This is a genomic window from Aliiroseovarius sp. D2-2 (genome assembly GCF_055809455.1).
In genome coordinates this window covers 796,425-814,611 of the sequence record NZ_CM147913.1, presented here as the reverse complement: position 1 = coordinate 814,611, position 18,187 = coordinate 796,425, and the positions used below count along the sequence as shown (strand labels likewise).

17 protein-coding genes, 3 pseudogenes and 1 riboswitch are annotated in these 18,187 nt (G+C 56.1%); of the genes and pseudogenes, 3 read left to right on the top strand and 17 right to left on the bottom strand.

The window, feature by feature from the left end:
- The 16 genes and pseudogenes from trpB to miaB form a co-directional block, all read right to left on the bottom strand.
- Entirely contained in the window at nucleotides 1–1,248 is a 1,248-nt protein-coding gene (gene trpB / locus AC0L6A_RS04050) for a tryptophan synthase subunit beta (RefSeq protein WP_473292353.1), read from the bottom strand.
- Between the two features lie 20 nt (nucleotides 1,249–1,268).
- A pseudogene (locus AC0L6A_RS04045) lies at nucleotides 1,269–1,914 on the bottom strand (phosphoribosylanthranilate isomerase).
- 5 nt (nucleotides 1,915–1,919) lie between these two features.
- Complete coding sequence (locus AC0L6A_RS04040; RefSeq protein WP_246934616.1) at nucleotides 1,920–2,270, bottom strand: LapA family protein; 351 nt, start codon at nucleotides 2,268–2,270, stop codon at nucleotides 1,920–1,922.
- Nucleotides 2,271–2,280: 10 nt separating this feature from the next.
- On the bottom strand, nucleotides 2,281–2,562 hold the full coding sequence (gene ihfB / locus AC0L6A_RS04035) for an integration host factor subunit beta (RefSeq protein WP_246934615.1): 282 nt from the start codon (nucleotides 2,560–2,562) through the stop codon (nucleotides 2,281–2,283).
- Nucleotides 2,563–2,849: 287 nt separating this feature from the next.
- On the bottom strand, nucleotides 2,850–4,538 hold the full coding sequence (rpsA, locus tag AC0L6A_RS04030; protein WP_473292351.1) for a 30S ribosomal protein S1: 1,689 nt from the start codon (nucleotides 4,536–4,538) through the stop codon (nucleotides 2,850–2,852).
- Nucleotides 4,539–4,739: 201 nt separating this feature from the next.
- Nucleotides 4,740–5,276, bottom strand: a complete 537-nt coding sequence (locus AC0L6A_RS04025; RefSeq protein ID WP_473292350.1) for a hypothetical protein — start codon at nucleotides 5,274–5,276, stop codon at nucleotides 4,740–4,742.
- A gap of 73 nt (nucleotides 5,277–5,349) precedes the next feature.
- Nucleotides 5,350–5,952, bottom strand: coding sequence for a (d)CMP kinase (gene cmk, locus AC0L6A_RS04020; protein ID WP_473292349.1), 603 nt, complete (start codon nucleotides 5,950–5,952; stop codon nucleotides 5,350–5,352).
- Nucleotides 5,949–6,470, bottom strand: coding sequence for a hypothetical protein (locus AC0L6A_RS04015; protein WP_473292347.1), 522 nt, complete (start codon nucleotides 6,468–6,470; stop codon nucleotides 5,949–5,951). Before AC0L6A_RS04015 ends, cmk begins: the two co-directional genes overlap by 4 nt.
- Nucleotides 6,467–7,819, bottom strand: coding sequence for a 3-phosphoshikimate 1-carboxyvinyltransferase (gene aroA / locus AC0L6A_RS04010; protein WP_473292346.1), 1,353 nt, complete (start codon nucleotides 7,817–7,819; stop codon nucleotides 6,467–6,469). Before aroA ends, AC0L6A_RS04015 begins: the two co-directional genes overlap by 4 nt.
- An 87-nt stretch (nucleotides 7,820–7,906) precedes the next feature.
- A pseudogene (gene trmB, locus AC0L6A_RS04005) lies at nucleotides 7,907–8,635 on the bottom strand (tRNA (guanine(46)-N(7))-methyltransferase TrmB).
- A gap of 72 nt (nucleotides 8,636–8,707) precedes the next feature.
- Complete coding sequence (metK, locus tag AC0L6A_RS04000; protein WP_473292345.1) at nucleotides 8,708–9,874, bottom strand: methionine adenosyltransferase; 1,167 nt, start codon at nucleotides 9,872–9,874, stop codon at nucleotides 8,708–8,710.
- A gap of 6 nt (nucleotides 9,875–9,880) precedes the next feature.
- Nucleotides 9,881–9,928: riboswitch (SAM-SAH riboswitch) on the bottom strand.
- A gap of 34 nt (nucleotides 9,929–9,962) precedes the next feature.
- Complete coding sequence (gene lnt / locus AC0L6A_RS03995; protein ID WP_473292343.1) at nucleotides 9,963–11,438, bottom strand: apolipoprotein N-acyltransferase; 1,476 nt, start codon at nucleotides 11,436–11,438, stop codon at nucleotides 9,963–9,965.
- Between the two features lie 44 nt (nucleotides 11,439–11,482).
- Nucleotides 11,483–12,440, bottom strand: a pseudogene (locus AC0L6A_RS03990) (hemolysin family protein).
- 33 nt (nucleotides 12,441–12,473) lie between these two features.
- Nucleotides 12,474–12,968 (bottom strand): rRNA maturation RNase YbeY, encoded by a 495-nt coding sequence (ybeY, locus tag AC0L6A_RS03985; RefSeq protein WP_473292342.1) that lies wholly within the window; start codon nucleotides 12,966–12,968, stop codon nucleotides 12,474–12,476.
- A gap of 1 nt (nucleotide 12,969) precedes the next feature.
- Nucleotides 12,970–13,998, bottom strand: a complete 1,029-nt coding sequence (locus AC0L6A_RS03980) for a PhoH family protein (protein ID WP_473293375.1) — start codon at nucleotides 13,996–13,998, stop codon at nucleotides 12,970–12,972.
- 134 nt (nucleotides 13,999–14,132) lie between these two features.
- A complete protein-coding gene (miaB, locus tag AC0L6A_RS03975) occupies nucleotides 14,133–15,458 on the bottom strand; it encodes a tRNA (N6-isopentenyl adenosine(37)-C2)-methylthiotransferase MiaB (protein WP_473292341.1) in 1,326 nt (441 codons plus the stop codon).
- Nucleotides 15,459–15,604: 146 nt separating this feature from the next.
- Between miaB and AC0L6A_RS03970 the strand changes: the two genes are divergently transcribed.
- Both AC0L6A_RS03970 and AC0L6A_RS03965 read left to right on the top strand, forming a co-directional pair.
- Entirely contained in the window at nucleotides 15,605–16,468 is an 864-nt protein-coding gene (locus tag AC0L6A_RS03970) for a glycosyltransferase family protein (protein ID WP_473292340.1), read from the top strand.
- Between the two features lie 114 nt (nucleotides 16,469–16,582).
- On the top strand, nucleotides 16,583–17,011 hold the full coding sequence (locus AC0L6A_RS03965) for an FKBP-type peptidyl-prolyl cis-trans isomerase (protein ID WP_473292338.1): 429 nt from the start codon (nucleotides 16,583–16,585) through the stop codon (nucleotides 17,009–17,011).
- Between the two features lie 41 nt (nucleotides 17,012–17,052).
- Here AC0L6A_RS03965 and irrA read toward each other — a convergent pair whose 3' ends face one another.
- Nucleotides 17,053–17,469 (bottom strand): iron response transcriptional regulator IrrA, encoded by a 417-nt coding sequence (gene irrA, locus AC0L6A_RS03960; protein ID WP_473292337.1) that lies wholly within the window; start codon nucleotides 17,467–17,469, stop codon nucleotides 17,053–17,055.
- A gap of 188 nt (nucleotides 17,470–17,657) precedes the next feature.
- Between irrA and fabA the strand changes: the two genes are divergently transcribed.
- A complete protein-coding gene (gene fabA / locus AC0L6A_RS03955; RefSeq protein ID WP_473292335.1) occupies nucleotides 17,658–18,167 on the top strand; it encodes a bifunctional 3-hydroxydecanoyl-ACP dehydratase/trans-2-decenoyl-ACP isomerase in 510 nt (169 codons plus the stop codon).
- Nucleotides 18,168–18,187 lie beyond the last annotated feature (20 nt).

The window sequence follows — 18,187 nt, the reverse complement described above, 5'->3', positions numbered from 1 at the left end:
TTAGTCTACCGCACGTCCTTCAGTGTCGGACATGTCAAAACCCAGATACTTGGCGACGGTGAAGATATCCTTGTCGCCACGCCCGCACATGTTCATGCAGATGATGTGGTCCTTAGGCAGCTTCGGGGCGATCTTCGTCACGTGAGCCAGCGCGTGGCAAGGCTCAAGCGCAGGGATGATACCTTCGGTCGAGCAGCAAAGCTGGAACGCATCCAAGGCTTCCTTGTCGGTGATGGCAACGTATTCTGCGCGCCCAATTTCGCGCAGCCAGCTGTGTTCGGGGCCGATGCCCGGATAATCCAGCCCGGCTGAGATCGAGTAGCCGTCAAGGATCTGCCCGTCATCATCCTGCAACAGGAAGGTGCGGTTGCCATGCAGCACGCCGGGGCGACCACCGGTCAGCGAGGCGCAGTGCTCCATATCGTCATTCACACCCTTGCCGCCGGCCTCAACACCGATGATGTTCACGCTTTTGTCGTCGAGGAACGGATAGAACAGGCCAATCGCGTTCGATCCCCCGCCGATCGCAGCGATGAGCGTATCGGGAAGACGGCCTTCGGCCTTCTGCATCTGCTCTTTCGCTTCTTTCCCGATGATCGACTGAAAGTCGCGCACCATCGCAGGATAAGGATGCGGCCCTGCTGCGGTTCCGATGCAATAGAACGTGTCGGCCACATTGGTCACCCAATCGCGCAGCGCATCGTTCATGGCATCTTTCAACGTGCCACGACCGCTTTCTACGGCAATCACCTCGGCGCCCAACAGGCGCATGCGGAAGACATTCGGGGCCTGACGCTGTACGTCATGTGCGCCCATATAGACGATACACTTAAGGCCAAACTTCGCACAAACCGTCGCAGTCGCAACGCCGTGTTGCCCCGCACCAGTCTCGGCGATGATACGGGTCTTGCCCATGCGTCGTGCCAACAGGATTTGACCCAGCACGTTGTTGATCTTGTGTGCGCCGGTGTGGTTCAGCTCGTCACGCTTCATATAGACCTTCGCGCCGCCCAGATGCTTGGTCAGACCTTCTGCAAAGTACAGCGGGCTAGGACGGCCAACATAGTGGGTCCAAAGATCCTGCATTTCGGCCCAGAAACTATCGTCGGTTTTGGCCTTCTCGTACTCGGCTTCCAAATCAAGGATCAGCGGCATCAGCGTTTCCGAGACGAAACGCCCACCGAAATCACCAAACCGGCCCTTTTCATCGGGACCATTCATGAAGCTGTTGAACAGATCGTTGGACATGGGCTTACCCCCCTTTGGCCTTAAGCGGCAGCGTGAGCAGCGGCACAGAAGGCCGCAATCAATCTCTCATCCTTGATACCGGGCGCGGATTCAACCCCTGACGACACATCGACTTGCTTTGCACCCGTCAAACGGATCGCTTCAGCGACATTGTCGGGCGTCAGTCCCCCCGCCAGCATCCATGGGCAGGGCCAGTATTTGCGCTGCACCAGACGCCAATCAAATGTGATGCCGTTGCCCCCCGGCAGATCGGCCCCTTTGGGTGCTTTGGCATCGATCAGCAATTGATCGGCCACGGCCGCGTAGCGATCAATCTGTCCCACGTCATCGGGGCCAGAGAATTCCTATGGCCTTGATCACCGGCAGCCCGAAAAGTGCCTTCACTTCGGCCACACGTTCGGGGCTTTCAGATTCGTGCAACTGGATCATATCTGTCGTCGTCTTGCTGACGATATTCTCGATCCCGGCGTTATCCATATTCACAACCAACGATACTTTGGCCACGCCCACAGGCACGTCCAACATCAGTTCTGCCGCTTGATCCACCGATACGGATCGCGGACTTTTGGGAAAGAAATTGAACCCAATATAGCGCGCACCTGCGTTAACCGCAGCCGCGAGCTGTGTGGGGTCTTTCAACCCACAGATCTTTACCGAAATGCTCATCTGGTTCAGCTGGTCTTGTCTAGGAGCGCCAGTACATCATCGCCTGTGCGAGCTTTGGGCTCTCGCAACGACTTCACTTCACGTGCCAGTTGGTCCCGTTCACGGCGGTTGCGCGCACTTTCAGCACGCAGCTTGTGTTCGCGCAGCCATTCCCAAACGAAACCGATCAAGATGCCAGCCACAACGCCGCCAAAAATGACAACGAACAATGGAAGCGTGATGGACCAGCTCCAACCCAGGAAGCCCGAAAGCTCGCTGGGAAGAATATTCAACGTGACACTGCCCCGATTGGCCAATGCGACCGTGATCAGAACAACACCAAGCGCCGCCAGAAAGGCGTAACGGATATACCGCATTTAGAACCTCTTATTTGCCGTTCAGCCGGTCCCGCAGAAGCTTGCCGGTTTTGAAAAACGGCACATGCTTTTCTTCGACTTGCACCGACTCACCCGTACGTGGATTTCGTCCAATACGAGCATCTCTTTTCTTGACTGAAAATGCGCCAAAGCCGCGCAGTTCGACCCGATCACCACGAGCCATAGCTTCAATGATCTCTTCGAAAATGCTGTTCACAATGCGTTCGACATCACGCTGATAAAGGTGCGGGTTTTCGTCCGCAATCTTCTGGATCAGTTCAGACCGGATCATTCTGGTCCCCCCAAATTGGTCTATCTAATGGATTTTGCATCCTTATTCTGTCCGAGTATAGGAGCAAACCAAGCCTTAGGATACAAGCCTTGGTAGGCAAGAAAGCAAAAATCTGACCAATTTCCGCCATTTTCTGCGGTAAATCCAGCATGCTGCAAATGCACATCACACCCTTTCCGCAGGTCGACACTTACGTTGGCAGCTAGCAGCCCTTGTGATTCGAGGCATCCAAAAAGAAAACGGCCCCACGCATTGCGCAGGGCCGTTTCATCAATTCAGTGGAAGACTTAGTCGTCCTGCTTCAGAGCGGCGCCCAGGATATCACCCAGCGATGCACCCGAATCCGACGAACCATACTGTTCTACGGCTTCTTTCTCTTCCGCGATTTCACGGGCTTTGATCGACAGACCCAAACGACGCGTTTTCGCATCGATGTTGGTCACGCGAACGTCCATCTTGTCACCGACCTGGAAGCGCTCTGGGCGCTGCTCGGCACGGTCACGCGACAGATCTGAGCGACGGATGAAGGACTTCATGCCTTCATACTCGACTTCGATGCCGCCATCTTCGATCGAGGTCACTTCAACAGTCACAATCGAACCGCGCTTCACGCCGCCAACTGCATCTGCGAAGGGGTCGCCGTCCAGTGCTTTGATCGACAGAGAGATACGCTCTTTGTCAGTGTCAACTTCCGACACAACAGCCTTGACGATGTCGCCCTTTTTGAAGTCCTGAATGGCTTCTTCGCCACGCTGGTCCCACGAGATGTCCGACAGGTGAACCATGCCGTCGATTTCGCCGTCGAGACCAATGAACAGACCGAATTCGGTGATGTTCTTGACTTCGCCTTCGACCTCGGTGCCCTCGGGGTGTGTTTCTGCAAACACTTCCCATGGGTTGCGCATGGTCTGCTTCAGGCCCAGGGATACGCGGCGCTTGGCACCATCGATTTCCAGAACCATGACTTCGACTTCTTGCGAAGTGGACACGATTTTGCCTGGGTGAACGTTCTTCTTGGTCCACGACATTTCAGAAACGTGTACCAGACCTTCAACGCCCGGCTCCAGCTCAACAAACGCACCGTAGTCGGTGATGTTGGTCACGCGGCCAGTGTGTGTGCTTTCCAGCGGGTACTTGCCAGCAACCAGATCCCACGGATCGTCTTGCAGCTGCTTCATACCAAGCGAGATACGGTGGGTCTCTTTGTTGATCTTGATGACCTGAACCTTGATGGTTTCGCCGATCGTCAGGATCTCGGAAGGATGGTTCACACGGCGCCATGCCATGTCGGTGACGTGCAGCAGGCCGTCTACGCCGCCCAGGTCAACAAACGCACCGTATTCGGTGATGTTCTTGACGACACCGTCAACTGCTTGGCCTTCGGACAGGTTGCCGATGACTTCAGCACGCTGTTCGGCACGCGACTCTTCCAAGATTGCGCGACGCGAAACAACGATGTTGCCACGACGACGGTCCATTTTCAGGATTTGGAACGGTTGCTTCAGACCCATCAGAGGGCCAGCGTCACGTACGGGGCGCACGTCAACTTGGCTACCGGGCAGGAACGCAACAGCGCCGCCAAGGTCGACTGTAAAGCCGCCTTTGACGCGGCCGAAGATCGCGCCTTCGACGCGTGCATCGTCTGCGTATGCTTTTTCCAGGCGGTCCCATGCTTCTTCACGGCGGGCCATCTCACGCGAGATAACAGCTTCGCCGCGGGCGTTTTCAGCCGCGCGCAGGTAGACTTCCACTTCGTCGCCAACGGCGATTTCAGGGGCTTCACCAGGATTTGCGAATTCTTTTAGATCAACGCGGCCTTCCATTTTGTAGCCTACGTCGATGATGGCTTGGCCAGCTTCAACAGCGATGACTTTACCTTTGACAACAGAACCCTCGTCGGGCGTGTCCATTTCGAAGCTTTCATTAAGGAGGGCTTCGAATTCCTCCATAGTTGCGTTAGCCATGTGGCGTTTCATTCCTTTACAGTCATTTTCACGGGCCGAGCGGTTGTCTCCGCCGGTCTTGGATTTCCCAATTTGGTCAACAGGTTAGACGCAAAACAAAGAGGGCCGGAGCACCGACCCTGCCTGTCTTTCCCTGAGTCGCGGCATTTACACCTTGTCGACAGGGCGGGGATTACGCGGATTCTGCCTTTAAAGCAAGGGCATTTCGCGCGATTACAGCGGGATGCCCTTCTTCTGAAGCTGCTCGATAAGGTCTTGTTGCAGCGCATTGCTATCGCCACCGCCAAACTGCACACCCCCGCCTGTGAACGCAGAGCCAAAGCTTTGCGCGGCCACAACGGTCTGGGTCAGGCCCGACACAAATTGTCGTGTTTCCAACGGGGACAAAGGGTGGATGAAGACCGACCAAATCTGTCCACCCGCTACGGCATATCGTGCATCCAGAACAGCATCGAAATTGGCTTGTAACATGCGCTGCATCAACGTCTCATCCATTGCGCCAGCGGGACCGATCCGCACCATCGCACGCATCCTACCCGCTGCTGGATCGGTGACCACCACCATCGGTACGCCAGCAATAACCAACTGAAAGCCAGTTCCTTGCGGCTGAAGTTCGGGATCAATCGCGGCCAAGATTCGCCCGATCCGCTCGTACGTCATAGGCGGTTCGCTCTGCTCCTGCGCAAGCACGGGCAGATGGTTGGCAATGGCCAGCATCACGGCAAGGATTAAGGTTGTGGTTCTGCGCATCTGGGCACCTCCGTCTGCGTCAGCATAACCTTGCCTGATGTTACATACGATGCACAGTGTGGTGAGGGGCGCGTCAGCGCTTAGCGTTAATATACGCGACGGCCAGCGCCACCGCATCCTCGATCGACAGGTCGGACGTGTCGATAATCACCGCATCCTCAGCAGGTTTCAGCGGGGCCTCTTCCCGTTCACTGTCTCGTTTGTCACGCGCGATTACGTCGGCAAGCACCTGTTCGCGGATGACGTCATGGTCCTTGGCGGACAGCTCCAAGAACCGCCGTTCGGCACGCACTTCGGCGCTGGCGGTTACGAAAAGCTTCACATCCGCATCAGGACAAATCACCGTCCCAATGTCGCGGCCATCCAGCACCGCGCCTTCATCACGCGACGCAAAACTGTGCTGAAAGTCGACCAGAGCAGCGCGCACTTCTGGGATAACCGCAACTTTCGATGCTGCCTGCGCCACCTCGGGCGTGCGCAAATCACCCTGCATGTCAGCGGAGGTTAAAGCCTTGGCGGCTTCAATCGGGTCACGACCATCCAGCACCTTTGCCCCAACCGCCCGATAAAGCAGCCCTGTGTCCAAATGGGCAAAACCGAAATGCGCAGCGACCGCTTTGGAGATTGTTCCTTTGCCAGCGGCGGCAGGACCGTCAATTGCAACAATGAATGTCATGCAGATTGTCCTTTCCAACGACGCCACATCATACCAGCTACTCCGGCAAGCAGTATGGACAGGGCGACCGTTACAAAGCCCGACTTCAACATGGTGAAAAGTGCCGCGACCGAGACCACCTCTTCATCAATACTCTTAGCGCCCAGACGCAGCAGATCCGCCACGGCACTGTTTTCATTCCAGTCAAAAACAGCGGCCAGAACAGCAAGACCTGAAAGCCCAATTGCCCACTTTTTTGGGAACAATAGGAAATAGGCCAGAATAAGAGAAAGGGCCATCAAACCGGGATAAAGAGTATCCAGCTTATGCTGCACACTCAAATAATGTGCTTTCCCGTTTTCGCTTAGAGCCATCAGAAATGCGCGCGCTTCGTCAGTCGTATATCCGCTTGGACGCAAATCGAACGGCATCAGCCCATTCGTATCATCCATGATGATCGGCAGGGACCAAAGAACCATGGCACAGTAGACAAGTACCGTTGCGGCAAACACCGCCCAGAAGGCTCGTTTCAAGCTCATCCGTTGTTGCGCACCATCTGTGCGCCAAGGTCCGACATCAGCGGCTCAAAGACCGGGAAGCTGGTGGCGATGGGGCCGCCGTCGTCTAGATTGATCGGTTTTTGCGAAGCGAAACCAAGGCAGGCAAAGCTCATCGCGATGCGATGGTCCAGAACTGTGGCGACGGTACAGCCGCCGGGTACACCATCGGGGCCAAGGCCCTCGACGCTCCACCAATCTTCGCCCTCGTCTACGGTGACGCCAGCGGCGCGCAGACCTTTGGCCATCGCATCGATCCGATCGCTTTCCTTCACGCGCAGCTCGTGCACGCCGGGCATTTCAGTCTTGCCGGTGGCGAAGGACGCGACGACAGACAGAATTGGGTATTCGTCGATCATGCTGGCTGCCCGTTCGGGCGGTACCACGATGCCCTTCATGTTGGGCGAGTATTTCGCGCGAAGATCTGCGACAGGTTCACCGCCCTCGAGGCGTTCGTTTTCAAAACTCAGATCCGCTCCCATGTCCTGCAGCGTGTAGAACAGCCCAGCGCGGGTCGGGTTCAGGCCGATGTTGGGCACCAAAACGTCCGATCCTGGCACGATCAACGCGGCGCAAACTGGGAAGGCCGCCGAGCTGGGGTCGCGCGGCACAGCGATGGTTTGCGGTTGCAGTTCCGGCTGTCCGGTCAGTGTGATCTTGTGACCGTCTTCCGTGTCTTCGACTGTAATCTCAGCGCCAAAGCCTGCGAGCATGCGTTCTGTATGATCGCGGGTGGCTTCTTTCTCGATCACGACAGTCTGGCCGGGCACGTTCAGACCCGCCAGAAGCACGGCAGACTTCACTTGAGCCGAGGCCATCGGCGTGGTGTAGGTCACGTTCACAGGTTCGCGCGCGCCAACGATGGTCATCGGGATGCGGCCACCTTCGCGGCCATAACTTTGCGCACCAAACAGCGCGATGGGGTCCGTCACGCGACCCATCGGACGCGAGCGAAGCGAAGCATCTCCGGTAAAGGTCGCGGTGATCGGAGATGTCGCCATCGTGCCCATAATCAGACGCACACCGGTGCCCGCGTTGCCGCAGTCGATCACGTCTTCAGGTTCTGCGAACCCACCAACGCCCACGCCGTTCACGCGCCATTCGCCTTCTCCTAGGCGTTCCACATCGGCACCGAAAGCGCGCATGGCATCTGCGGTGCCCAACACATCCTCGCCTTCCAAAAGTCCCGTGATATGGGTCTCGCCCACAGCCATCGCGCCCAAGATCAGCGAACGGTGGCTGATTGACTTATCGCCGGGCACGCGCGCCTCGCCTTTCAGCGGGCCGGATTTGCGGGCGGTCATGGGAATGGCGGGGCCGTGTCCGGACATAGAAGACTCCTGTATTCTTAGAATGCTGATAGCGCAGACATTCCAGCGAAGCCAGAGCAATTGGGCTTCAAGGCCAACCCAGGAAGATCAGATGCGGCGGAAGGTCAGATAGTGCGGTGTACGGCCTTCGCGCAGGGCCTTTTGCTCGTAACGTGTCGAGATTCAGTCGCTCCAAGGTGCGCGCCAATCTTCAGCACGTTCGCCCAGCCATTCGAACCCAGCGCGTGGCACCTCTTCCAAAGTCTGGCGTACATAGTCTGGAATGTCGGTGGCCACACGGAACTCGGCCCCCGGCTTCAACACTTTGTGGAAGGGTTCAAGATATTCAGGCGTGACGAAACGACGGCGGTGATGGCGTTTCTTGGGCCACGGATCGGGATACAGCAGGAATGCTTTGTCGATGCTTTCAGCTGGCAGCACGTCAAACATGTCACGCACATCCCCCGGATGAACGGCCACATTTTCGCAACCCGCCTCGCGGATTTTGCCCAGAAGCATGGCCACACCGTTGATGTAAGGCTCACACCCGATGATGCCGATCTCAGGATAGGTGGCGGCCTGATGAACCATATGCTCACCGCCGCCAAAACCTGTTTCCAGCCAAACCGGCTTACCGTCGAAAAGCGCGGTCAGATCAAGCGGTGTGCGATCGGGGTTTTCCTCCCAATCCACTGCACCCGGGCTGAGTGCTTTCAGGTCTTCGTCCAGATAGGTTTTCTGGCTGTCACGCAGGCCTTTGCCTTTAAGGCGGCCGTAAAAATTGCGCCATGGCGCGCCAGAGCGGTGTTTGTTTTGCGATGCATCATCTTGGGTCATGGCCGCGCCTATGCAATGCAAAGGGCGGGCGCGTCAAGTGACGGCCCGCCCTTTTGTTGTTCTGATCGTGGATCAGACGGCTTTCTTAAGCGCATCCACCAGATCTGTCTTTTCCCAGCTGAAGCCGCCATCGGCCTCGGGCGCGCGGCCAAAGTGACCGTAAGCTGCCGTGCGTTGATAAATGGGCTTGTTCAGGTCCAGATGCTGGCGAATGCCGCGCGGCGTCAGGTCCATTTCCTGTGCCACAGCGCGTTCAATCTCGGCCTCAGGCACTTCGCCAGTACCGTGCGTATCGACATAGATCGACAGTGGCTTGGCCACACCAATGGCATAAGACAGCTGCAGGGTGCAGCGTTCAGCCATACCAGCGGCAACGATGTTTTTCGCCAGATAACGCGCAGCATAAGCGGCCGAGCGGTCCACCTTAGTCGGATCTTTGCCTGAGAAAGCGCCGCCGCCATGAGGCGCAGCACCACCATATGTATCCACGATGATCTTGCGGCCCGTCAGACCCGCGTCACCATCAGGCCCACCGATCACGAATTTACCGGTCGGGTTCACGTGCCATTCGGTGCCGCCATTCACCCAATCCGACGGCAGAATTTCGCGGATATAAGGCTCCACAAGGGCGCGCACATCGTCGCTGGTCATCGTTTCATCCAGATGCTGGGTCGACAACACGATCGAGGTCACCTCGACCGGCTTCCCGTTCTCATACCGCAACGAGATCTGCGACTTGGCGTCCGGGCCCAGTTTCGGCTCGGCGCCACTTTTACGCACTTCGGCCAATCGCTTAAGGATGGCGTGGGAATACTGGATCGGCGCTGGCATCAGCTCGGGCGTTTCATTTACGGCGTAGCCGAACATGATGCCCTGATCCCCTGCCCCGTCGCGATCCACGCCTTGCGCGATATGGGCGGATTGTTCGTGAAGGAAGTTCAACACGCGGCAAGTGTTCCAGTGGAACTGTTCCTGCTCGTACCCGATGTCGCGGATACAGTCGCGGGCGATCTGTCCGATCGAGCCCATCATGGCTCGCAGACGATCCTGATCGGTTAGACCAACCTCACCGCCGATGACAACCATCCCGCTGGTTGCAAAGGTCTCGCACGCGACGCGGGCGTTGGGTTCTTCGCTCAGAAAGGCATCAAGAACGGCATCCGAAATTCGGTCGCAAACCTTATCAGGGTGGCCTTCGGAAACGGATTCCGAAGTAAAAGTATAATTCTTACGTGACATGAAACATGCTCCATTTGTTCAGCCCGTCACGTCAGGAAGCCGTTGTGACGGTGGTCAAACATGGGTATCCGGCCTAGCACCGAAAAGGTCAATGTGAAAAGCGATTACGGGTAGAAATGGCGGCGAGCGCGACACAGGCCAGCAACAAAATAAGTGGCAAGTCCCCGAAACGGGCATAGATCGTCTCAGGTTTGGAAGCTGGAAGCGATACATCAAGATGGCCAGCCTGCCCCAGTGGTAGAGACTTAACAACGCGTCCATGCGCATTGATCGAAGCGCTGATACCGGTGTTCGCAACCCGTATGATTGGCAGACCAAATTCAATGGCTCGAAATCTCGCTTGTGCTAGATGCTGTTGCGGGCCGGAGAAGTCGCCAAACCATGCATCATTCGTGACCTGAAGTAACCAGTTCGGACGGACAGGCGCATTGCGAATATCCTGCGGGAAAACCGCTTCATAGCAGATCAGTGGCAACACCGTACCCAGCGCCCCAAAGTCCAGAACTTCGGGGCCTGCTCCTGCCGAGTATCCTTGCCCCAGTTGGGACGCGAAAGCCCGGATTCCGAAACGGAGCATGGCGTCACCAAATGGAACGTACTCTCCGAACGGGACGAGGTGATGCTTATCGTAAACCGGGCGTGCGCTTCCGTCCGCTTCGACCAACGCCAGACTGTTGAAATAGCGCTGCCCCTCAGACCGTTGAATGCCCAGAAGCACGGGCTTTCCATTTGCGGCACCAGCCACATGCGGAAGCAACCACTGGACGTGTTCCAACAGCGAAGGCACCGACGTTTCGGGCCAGATGATAAGATCGGGGGCCGCGCCTTCGGGATTGGCGGCTGTCAATTGCAACTGCCGCTCTACGAAACTTTCCGCAAAATCAGGGTCCCATTTCAGATGCTGTGGCGCATTAGGTTGCACCAAACGAAGCGTGTGTACGGTGTTTTCCGGGGGGTCTGTTGACACCAGAAACGTTGTCAAACCCAGCGTCACTGTCAGACTTCCAAGCCGCCAAAACCCTTTGGCCTCACGTCCAACTATGGACATGGCGAGGAGACTTACCCAAACCAAAGACAGAAATGTCAGACCCGTCACCCCCACCAACGCAGCAAGCTGTGCGACGGGTGTGTTGATCCATGCAAGACCCGGACCACCCCACGGGAAACCAGTGAACATTGTGCCGCGCAACAGCTCGGCTGCGGTCATTCCAACAGGCCAAAGCAGCCATTCAAGTCGACGTTGTGACCCCGCAAGCCACCGAGCCACAGAACAGCCCAGCGCCCAAAGAAGGGACAGCCCGCCTGCCATCCCTAAAAGCGCAAAGGGGGCCATCCAACCGTGGCGATCCGGTTCAACGAAGAACGGATTGACCAGCCAACTCATCGTGACGGTGAAATAACCAAGCCCAAACAGCCATCCATGTAGCGCAGCACTGCGCGAGGAATGGCTGTGTCGCCAGATCAAGTATCCGACAAGAAATCCAGCAAGCGTGGCGGCCCAGACTCTGAAATGGCGCTTGCCCAAGTGCAGCGAAGGCGCCCGCCAAGATAAGGACGACGACACGCCATCTTGGATGGGCTGAAATGCGCGACGCCCAGGCGTCAATGTCAGGCATTCTGTTTTGCGGCGTCATTTGCGTCGGGGTCTTCGTCCGCCACATCCGCTACCGGCAATGGGCCGGGCACACGCAGGCGCAATCGCTTGATGCGACGCGGATTCCGCATCCACGACCTCAATCTCAGCGCCACCTGGATGTGAGATGACTTCGCCACGTGCTGGCACCTGCCCGCACAGAACAAAGACCAGTCCGCCCAGAGTTTCGATTTCGTCCCCATCAGCTTCTTCATGTTGAAGCTGGACCCCAGTCGCGGCTTCAAACTCATCAAGCGGAGTCTTGGCTTCGATCAGATACCAGCCGGGTTTCTCTTCAACCCACAGCGCACCTTCTTCAAGGTCGTGTTCGTCTTCGATCTCGCCAATCACCTGCTCGATCAAATCTTCAATGGTCACAAGACCATCCACGCCGCCGTATTCATCGATCACCAGCGCCATGTGAATCCGTTCAGTTTGCATCTTTTGAAGCAACACACCGATCGGCATCGAAGGCGGCACAAATAACAAAGGCCGGATCAACTTACGCAGCACAAATCGGGCAGACTTTTTGCCCGGCTTGCCGTTGAAACCGTGATTCAGCGCCAAATCCTTTAGGTGCACCATGCCAATAGGGCTATCCAACGTGCCATCAAATACGGGCAGACGAGACAACCCGCTTTCGCGGAATTGTTCGACCAGCTCGTCTTTCAGAATATCGATGGGGGCGGACACGATCTCGGATTTCGGGATCATGACATCTTCGACGCGCATGCGACGCAGGTTCACCATTCCCGGAGTTACCACAGGTGCATTTCCATGCAGTTCCGGCAGCGTTTCCACCGGCGTGATACGATCATATTCTCGGGAGGCACGCGCACCAAATATGCGGCTAAAAAATCCCGGCCTTTGTGTTGTTTCATCCCGCAGCGCGCCAAGCGCTGCCTTAGAAGATCCGTCTGCGGTGTCGCCCATTGTTCCTTTTCCGTTGTTGCGCGAAGTGCGCTGTCACTCTTCATATGGATTGGAAATGCTCATCTTGCCAAGGATTTCAACCTCCAACCCCTCCATCAATGCTGCATCTTTGTCGTCTATGTGATCATAACCCAACAGATGAAGCACTCCGTGTACCAAAAGATGGCTCACGTGATGGGGAAATTCCTTACCCTGCTCCTTGGCTTCGCGCAGGCACGTTTCATAGGCAATTGCGATATCACCCAGTTCTGGGTCACCCGGAGGACCCGGTTGGCCACCTGGATTCTCCGCCGCCCGATCATCAGAGGGCCAAGATAAAACGTTGGTCGGGACAGGCTTGTCACGAAAGTCTTGATTCAATACCGAAATGCGCGCGTCGTCACAGGCCAATACGCTGATTTCAAAATCATCGCCAATGGCTGGCAGCAACTGCAAATGCGCAATCGTTTCGGTCGCTGCGTGATCCGCCAAGGATTGCAGCTTAGCCTCTTCCCAGCGGGCATCTTCAAACACGATGTCGGTGTTCATGTCATTTGTCGCGACGGGTTGAACGCGCAATCGCCTTTTGAGCGGCCTCGTCATACGCCTCGATGATCTTGGCCACCAATGGATGCCGCACAACGTCTTTCGAGGTGAAATAGTTGAACGAGATCTGCTTAATCCCGGTCAAAAGCCCCTCGGCATCGCGCAAACCGCTGTCCACGCCGCGCGGCAGGTCAACCTGACTGCGGTCGCCGGTGATCACCATGCGCGATCCCTCACCCAGACGTGTTAGGAACATCTTCATCTGCATCGTGGTGGCGTTCTGTGCTTCGTCCAGAACGACGAATGCATTCGCCAAAGTACGTCCGCGCATGAACGCCAGCGGTGCAATTTCAATCCGTTTATCTTCGATCAGTTTGGCAAGTTGTTTACCGGGTAGGAAGTCGTTCAACGCATCATACAAGGGCTGCATATACGGATCGACTTTGTCCTTCATATCGCCAGGGAGATATCCCAACTTCTCGCCAGCTTCGACAGCGGGTCGGCTAAGAATAATCTTGTCGACATGGCCGCCCAGAAACATATTCACGCCCACAGCCACAGCCAGATACGTCTTACCTGTGCCCGCAGGGCCGATTCCAAAGGCTAATTCATTGTTGAACAGGCTTTCGACATAGGCTTTCTGTGCTTCCGTGCGTGGCTCAACGGTTTTCTTGCGTGTCTTAATCTCGACACCGCCGCTTTTGAACATCTCGATCTGATCGCCGTCACGGGTGCCCGTGCCTGCCTGCGTCCCGCCCATTCGGATTTCGGCGTCGATGTCACCCGGCTCGACCGCTTTGCCACTTTCCAGCCGCTCATAAAGCGCGCGCAGTACTTCTATTGCCTTATCGCGCGCATCGGATTCCGCTATCACAGCAAGCTGATTGCCGCGCCGAATAATCTGCACGCCCAGATGGCTTTCGATATGTGTAAGGTTGCGATCGAACTCGCCGCACAGGTCAATGAGAAGGCGGTTGTCAGGAAATTCCAGCAGCGCTTCGTGGGCCGAACTGGCGTCCGGGGCTGCGGTCATGTCTTCAATTCCCAATGGGGTCTCCTGTAAGATGCATATCCCGATGGTGCCAAGAGCCGAGGGGACACGCAAGCCCCCACATGAAAACTTCATGTGATTGTCACGAAGTCGCGCGGTTTTCAGCCATCTTGGATTTAGTCCAGCAGTTCGCCCGTCAAGGAATTGGTGCGACTGCCAATGATCTTTACGCGACGCAATGTGCCGACGGGCACATCACACTCGGCATGAACCGCGTGCAAGTGATCGGATTTGCCAACCATCTGCCCGTCAAGCCGCCCTGTCTTTTCGAAAAGCACACCAACTTCTTGCCCAACCATCGCGCTTTGAACGGCGCGCTGTTGTTCAGTAAGCAAAGCTTGCAGGCGATGCAGCCGCTCGGTGGCGACTGTATCATCGATCAATGCGCGTTCAGCCGCTGGCGTGCCGGGGCGGGACGAGTATTTGAAGCTGTAAGCCTGACCATAGTTCACTTCGCGGATCAGGTTCATTGTGTCTTCAAAGTCTTGATCATCTTCTTCAGGAAAACCGACAATAAAGTCGCCCGAGATCAGGATGTCGGGGCGTGCTTCGCGAATCCGCTCGATCACGCGCAGATAGCTTTCAGCCGTGTGACTGCGGTTCATCCGTTTCAAAATCTTGTCCGAGCCTGACTGAACGGGCAGGTGTAGGTATGGCATCAGTTTTTTGCAGGTGCCGTGTGCTTCGATCAAGTCATCGGTCATGTCATTGGGGTGTGAGGTGGTGAAGCGAATACGCTCCAGCCCGTCAACATCGTCCAATGCCCAAATCAGCTTGGCCAAAGACCAATCACCATCCGGCCCAGCGCCGTGATAGGCATTCACGTTCTGACCAAGCAGAGTGATTTCACGCACGCCGCGTTCGACCAGATCGCGCGCCTCGCGCAGGATGCGGTCAACCGGGCGGCTAACCTCGGCCCCGCGGGTGTATGGGACCACGCAAAAGGCGCAGAACTTGTCGCACCCTTCCTGAACCGTCAAAAAGGCCGTCGGGTTGCGTTTGGCTTTGGTGCCACGCTGTTTTGGAAGATGTTCGAACTTGTCTTCATCTGGGAAATCAGTGTCGAGCGCTTTTTCACCCTTGGCCACTTGCTCCATCATGGCAGGTAGACGGTGATACGTTTGGGGGCCAACGACCAGATCGACCATCGGCTGACGGCGCATAATCTCTTCGCCTTCGGCCTGCGCGACACAGCCTGCCACACCAATCTTCAGATCCGGGTTCTCGGCCTTCAATCCTTTAAAACGACCCAGTTCGGAATAGACTTTCTCGGCCGCCTTTTCCCGAATGTGACATGTATTCATCAAGATCATATCCGCATCATCGGGCTTGTCCGTTTCAACGTACCCATCCGCGCCCAGCGCTTCGGCCATGCGTTCGCTGTCATAAACATTCATCTGGCAGCCATAGGTGCGGATGTAGAGTTTTTTCTTGTCGGACATGACGCGTTTCCCGAAGTTTTGCGGCTTATGTTCAAGTTCCCGCGTCCTACAGCAAAGGGAACAGGCCCGCAACGCTTGCAAAACCTGTTGTTTTCAGGAAGTTTCTGACGGCAATCAGCAAAACCAGCGATGAACGGGAACAAATCATGCGACATAGTGATCTTAGCCAGTTCCTAAAAACCTCTGGGGACGTTTTGTCCAAAGGCCCCGTTGCGCTGATCTTTGTCGAGGATCTGGTCGAGGTTGAAAGCACCATTCAGCACCATCAGGACGCAGGATTTCGAGCCTTGCTGGTATTTGCACCCGACGCGTTGAAGCTTCCCGCTGAAATGGAGAGCGCCGTTCATCGGATCGCCTTCAACACATCAGTGCCAGGGGCCGTGATGGATGCCGTCAATCAGGTGATCGACGCCGCACCGGGAACCTGGCTGTACTACTGCTACAATGCTGAATACTTGTTCCACCCCTTCTGCGAATCCCGCACAGTGGGAGAGCTTATTGCCTACCAAACGGAAGAGCGACGCGACGCGATCCTAAGCTATGTCGTCGACTTATACGCTGATGATTTAGAGCAGTTCCCAAACGCGGTTTCGATCGAGAACGCCCATTTGGACAAATCCGGTTACTACGCAAACGGACGAAAAGGCCCCGATGGAAACCCGCACGAACGTCAATTGGATTTCTTTGGCGGGTTGCGGTGGCGATTCGAAGAACATGTGCCCGCGAACGGACATAAGATCGACCGCGTATCACTGTTTCGGGCGAAACCCGGATTGAAATTGCGCGACAATCACACGTTCAATGACGAGGAATACAATACCTATTCCTGCCCGTGGCATCACAACGTGACTGTAGCAATCACCAGCTTCCGCACAGCCAAAGCCCTGAAAACAAACGCTGGTTCAAAACACGACATTCCAAACTTCAATTGGCACAACACCACGAAGTTTCAGTGGAATTCACAGCAACTATTGGACCTTGGCCTTATGGAGCCCGGCCAGTGGTTTTGACCAGCATTCCAACTCGCCTCGTTTCACGATAAACATGGCGGATCATCCAAGCGAGCACCCGCCGCGACAACGCCTCGGCCTCGTTTATTCATTCCAAGACATCACGAGGTACTGATGACAGAAGTCACGCAAGGCGCGAAGGTGCGCATTCACTATACTGGTTCGCTTGAAGACGGCAGTGTTTTTGACAGCTCAGAAGGGCGTGACCCGCTGGAGTTTGAAGTTGGGTCCGGCATGATCATTCCCGGTCTCGACAAAGCCCTTCCCGGTATGACCGTTGGTGAAAAGAAGAAAGTCACTATCGCCCCAGAAGAAGCTTACGGCCCACGTCAGGACGAAGCCATTTTGGAAGTCCCGCGCAGCGACATCCCTGCCGAAATCCCGCTGGAAGTTGGCATTCAGTTGCAGATGTCTGGCCCACAAGGCCAGCCGGTTCCAGTGACCGTCACGAACCTGACCGACGATACTGTCACGCTAGACGCAAACCACGCGCTGGCGGGTAAGGCATTGATCTTCGATTTTGAGGTTGTGTCGATCGACTAACGACTTTGCAAATTGCTGGGTCGCGCGCCTTTGTGTGCGGCTCAGCTTCGGCGCAGACGGATCACCACATCAACTTTCGAAATCTCGGCACCCTCCGGCGCTTCCGGAAGTTGAGAGATTTTCAGATCTTCGTCCGGCGCATCCATCAATTCTTCGGTGTCTTCCCAAAAGAAATGCGGGTGGTTCGAAACATTGGTGTCGAAATAACTCCGCGCACCGTTCACCGTAATTTCACGCAGAAGACCCGCCTCGGAAAAGACGCGCAGCGTGTTGTAGACCGTTGCAAGAGACACACGCTCTTCGCCGCCACGTGTCGCTTCATACAAGCTTTCCGCGGTGACATGGCGGTGTTGCCCATCCCCAACCAACAGCTGAGCCAACACCAATCGCTGCCGTGTCGGGCGCAATCCGGCACTTGCCAACCAGTTGGCTTCGGTGGGTTTTTCGTGCTGCATCATATTCTAGAACTTTAGGGACCCGCAGAGTGTTTCCAGACGAATATAGGGGCTCCGGGCACCAAGCGCCAATAAAAATTGGCTTTTGCGAACAACATACCCTTTCTGGGCGATCAGCTACCCTTGCGCCAAGCTTTCCTCGGGTGCTAGAGGGTGGTGTAACTGAAGACACAAGATATGGGGCGGAGTGAATGGCGGACTATCCGACAAGCTTTGGAAAAGAAGACCTTTTGAAATGCGCAGCAGGAGAGCTTTTTGGCCCCGGCAACGCGCAACTTCCAGCGCCCCCCATGTTGATGATGGACCGTATCACCGAAGTTTCGGGTGATGGTGGCGCGCATGGCAAAGGCCACATCCTGGCTGAATTCGACATCACGCCCGACCTTTGGTTCTTTGACTGCCACTTCCCTGGCAACCCGATTATGCCCGGCTGCCTTGGCCTTGATGGCTTGTGGCAGTTGACCGGCTTCAACCTTGGTTGGCGCGGTTGGCTTGGTCGCGGCTATGCGCTGGGTGTGGGCGAAGTAAAGCTGACCGGAATGGTCCGCCCCGACCGCAAAATGCTGACCTACAAGATTGACTTCACCAAAGCGATCCAAACGCGCCGCCTCACAATGGGTGTGGCCGACGGTATTGTGGAAGCTGATGGAGAGGTTATCTATCAGGTCAAGGATATGAAGGTCGCTCTGTCCGAGAGCTGATCCGACTTACTATCGGTGCC

What these genes read in the sequence shown, in the direction of transcription:
- AC0L6A_RS03965 (WP_473292338.1), top strand. Translation starts at nt 16,583, where the DNA reads ATGACAGAAGTCACGCAAGGCGCGAAGGTGCGCATTCACTATACTGGT.
- fabA (WP_473292335.1), top strand. Translation starts at nt 17,658, where the DNA reads ATGGCGGACTATCCGACAAGCTTTGGAAAAGAAGACCTTTTGAAATGC.
- rpsA (WP_473292351.1), bottom strand. Translation starts at nt 4,538, where the DNA reads ATGAAACGCCACATGGCTAACGCAACTATGGAGGAATTCGAAGCCCTC.
- ybeY (WP_473292342.1), bottom strand. Translation starts at nt 12,968, where the DNA reads ATGAACACCGACATCGTGTTTGAAGATGCCCGCTGGGAAGAGGCTAAG.
- trpB (WP_473292353.1), bottom strand. Translation starts at nt 1,248, where the DNA reads ATGTCCAACGATCTGTTCAACAGCTTCATGAATGGTCCCGATGAAAAG.
- AC0L6A_RS04040 (WP_246934616.1), bottom strand. Translation starts at nt 2,270, where the DNA reads ATGCGGTATATCCGTTACGCCTTTCTGGCGGCGCTTGGTGTTGTTCTG.
- ihfB (WP_246934615.1), bottom strand. Translation starts at nt 2,562, where the DNA reads ATGATCCGGTCTGAACTGATCCAGAAGATTGCGGACGAAAACCCGCAC.
- miaB (WP_473292341.1), bottom strand. Translation starts at nt 15,458, where the DNA reads ATGTCCGACAAGAAAAAACTCTACATCCGCACCTATGGCTGCCAGATG.
- AC0L6A_RS03970 (WP_473292340.1), top strand. Translation starts at nt 15,605, where the DNA reads ATGCGACATAGTGATCTTAGCCAGTTCCTAAAAACCTCTGGGGACGTT.
- aroA (WP_473292346.1), bottom strand. Translation starts at nt 7,819, where the DNA reads ATGTCCGGACACGGCCCCGCCATTCCCATGACCGCCCGCAAATCCGGC.
- cmk (WP_473292349.1), bottom strand. Translation starts at nt 5,952, where the DNA reads ATGACATTCATTGTTGCAATTGACGGTCCTGCCGCCGCTGGCAAAGGA.
- AC0L6A_RS04025 (WP_473292350.1), bottom strand. Translation starts at nt 5,276, where the DNA reads ATGCGCAGAACCACAACCTTAATCCTTGCCGTGATGCTGGCCATTGCC.
- AC0L6A_RS04015 (WP_473292347.1), bottom strand. Translation starts at nt 6,470, where the DNA reads ATGAGCTTGAAACGAGCCTTCTGGGCGGTGTTTGCCGCAACGGTACTT.
- irrA (WP_473292337.1), bottom strand. Translation starts at nt 17,469, where the DNA reads ATGATGCAGCACGAAAAACCCACCGAAGCCAACTGGTTGGCAAGTGCC.
- metK (WP_473292345.1), bottom strand. Translation starts at nt 9,874, where the DNA reads ATGTCACGTAAGAATTATACTTTTACTTCGGAATCCGTTTCCGAAGGC.
- AC0L6A_RS03980 (WP_473293375.1), bottom strand. Translation starts at nt 13,998, where the DNA reads ATGACCGCAGCCCCGGACGCCAGTTCGGCCCACGAAGCGCTGCTGGAA.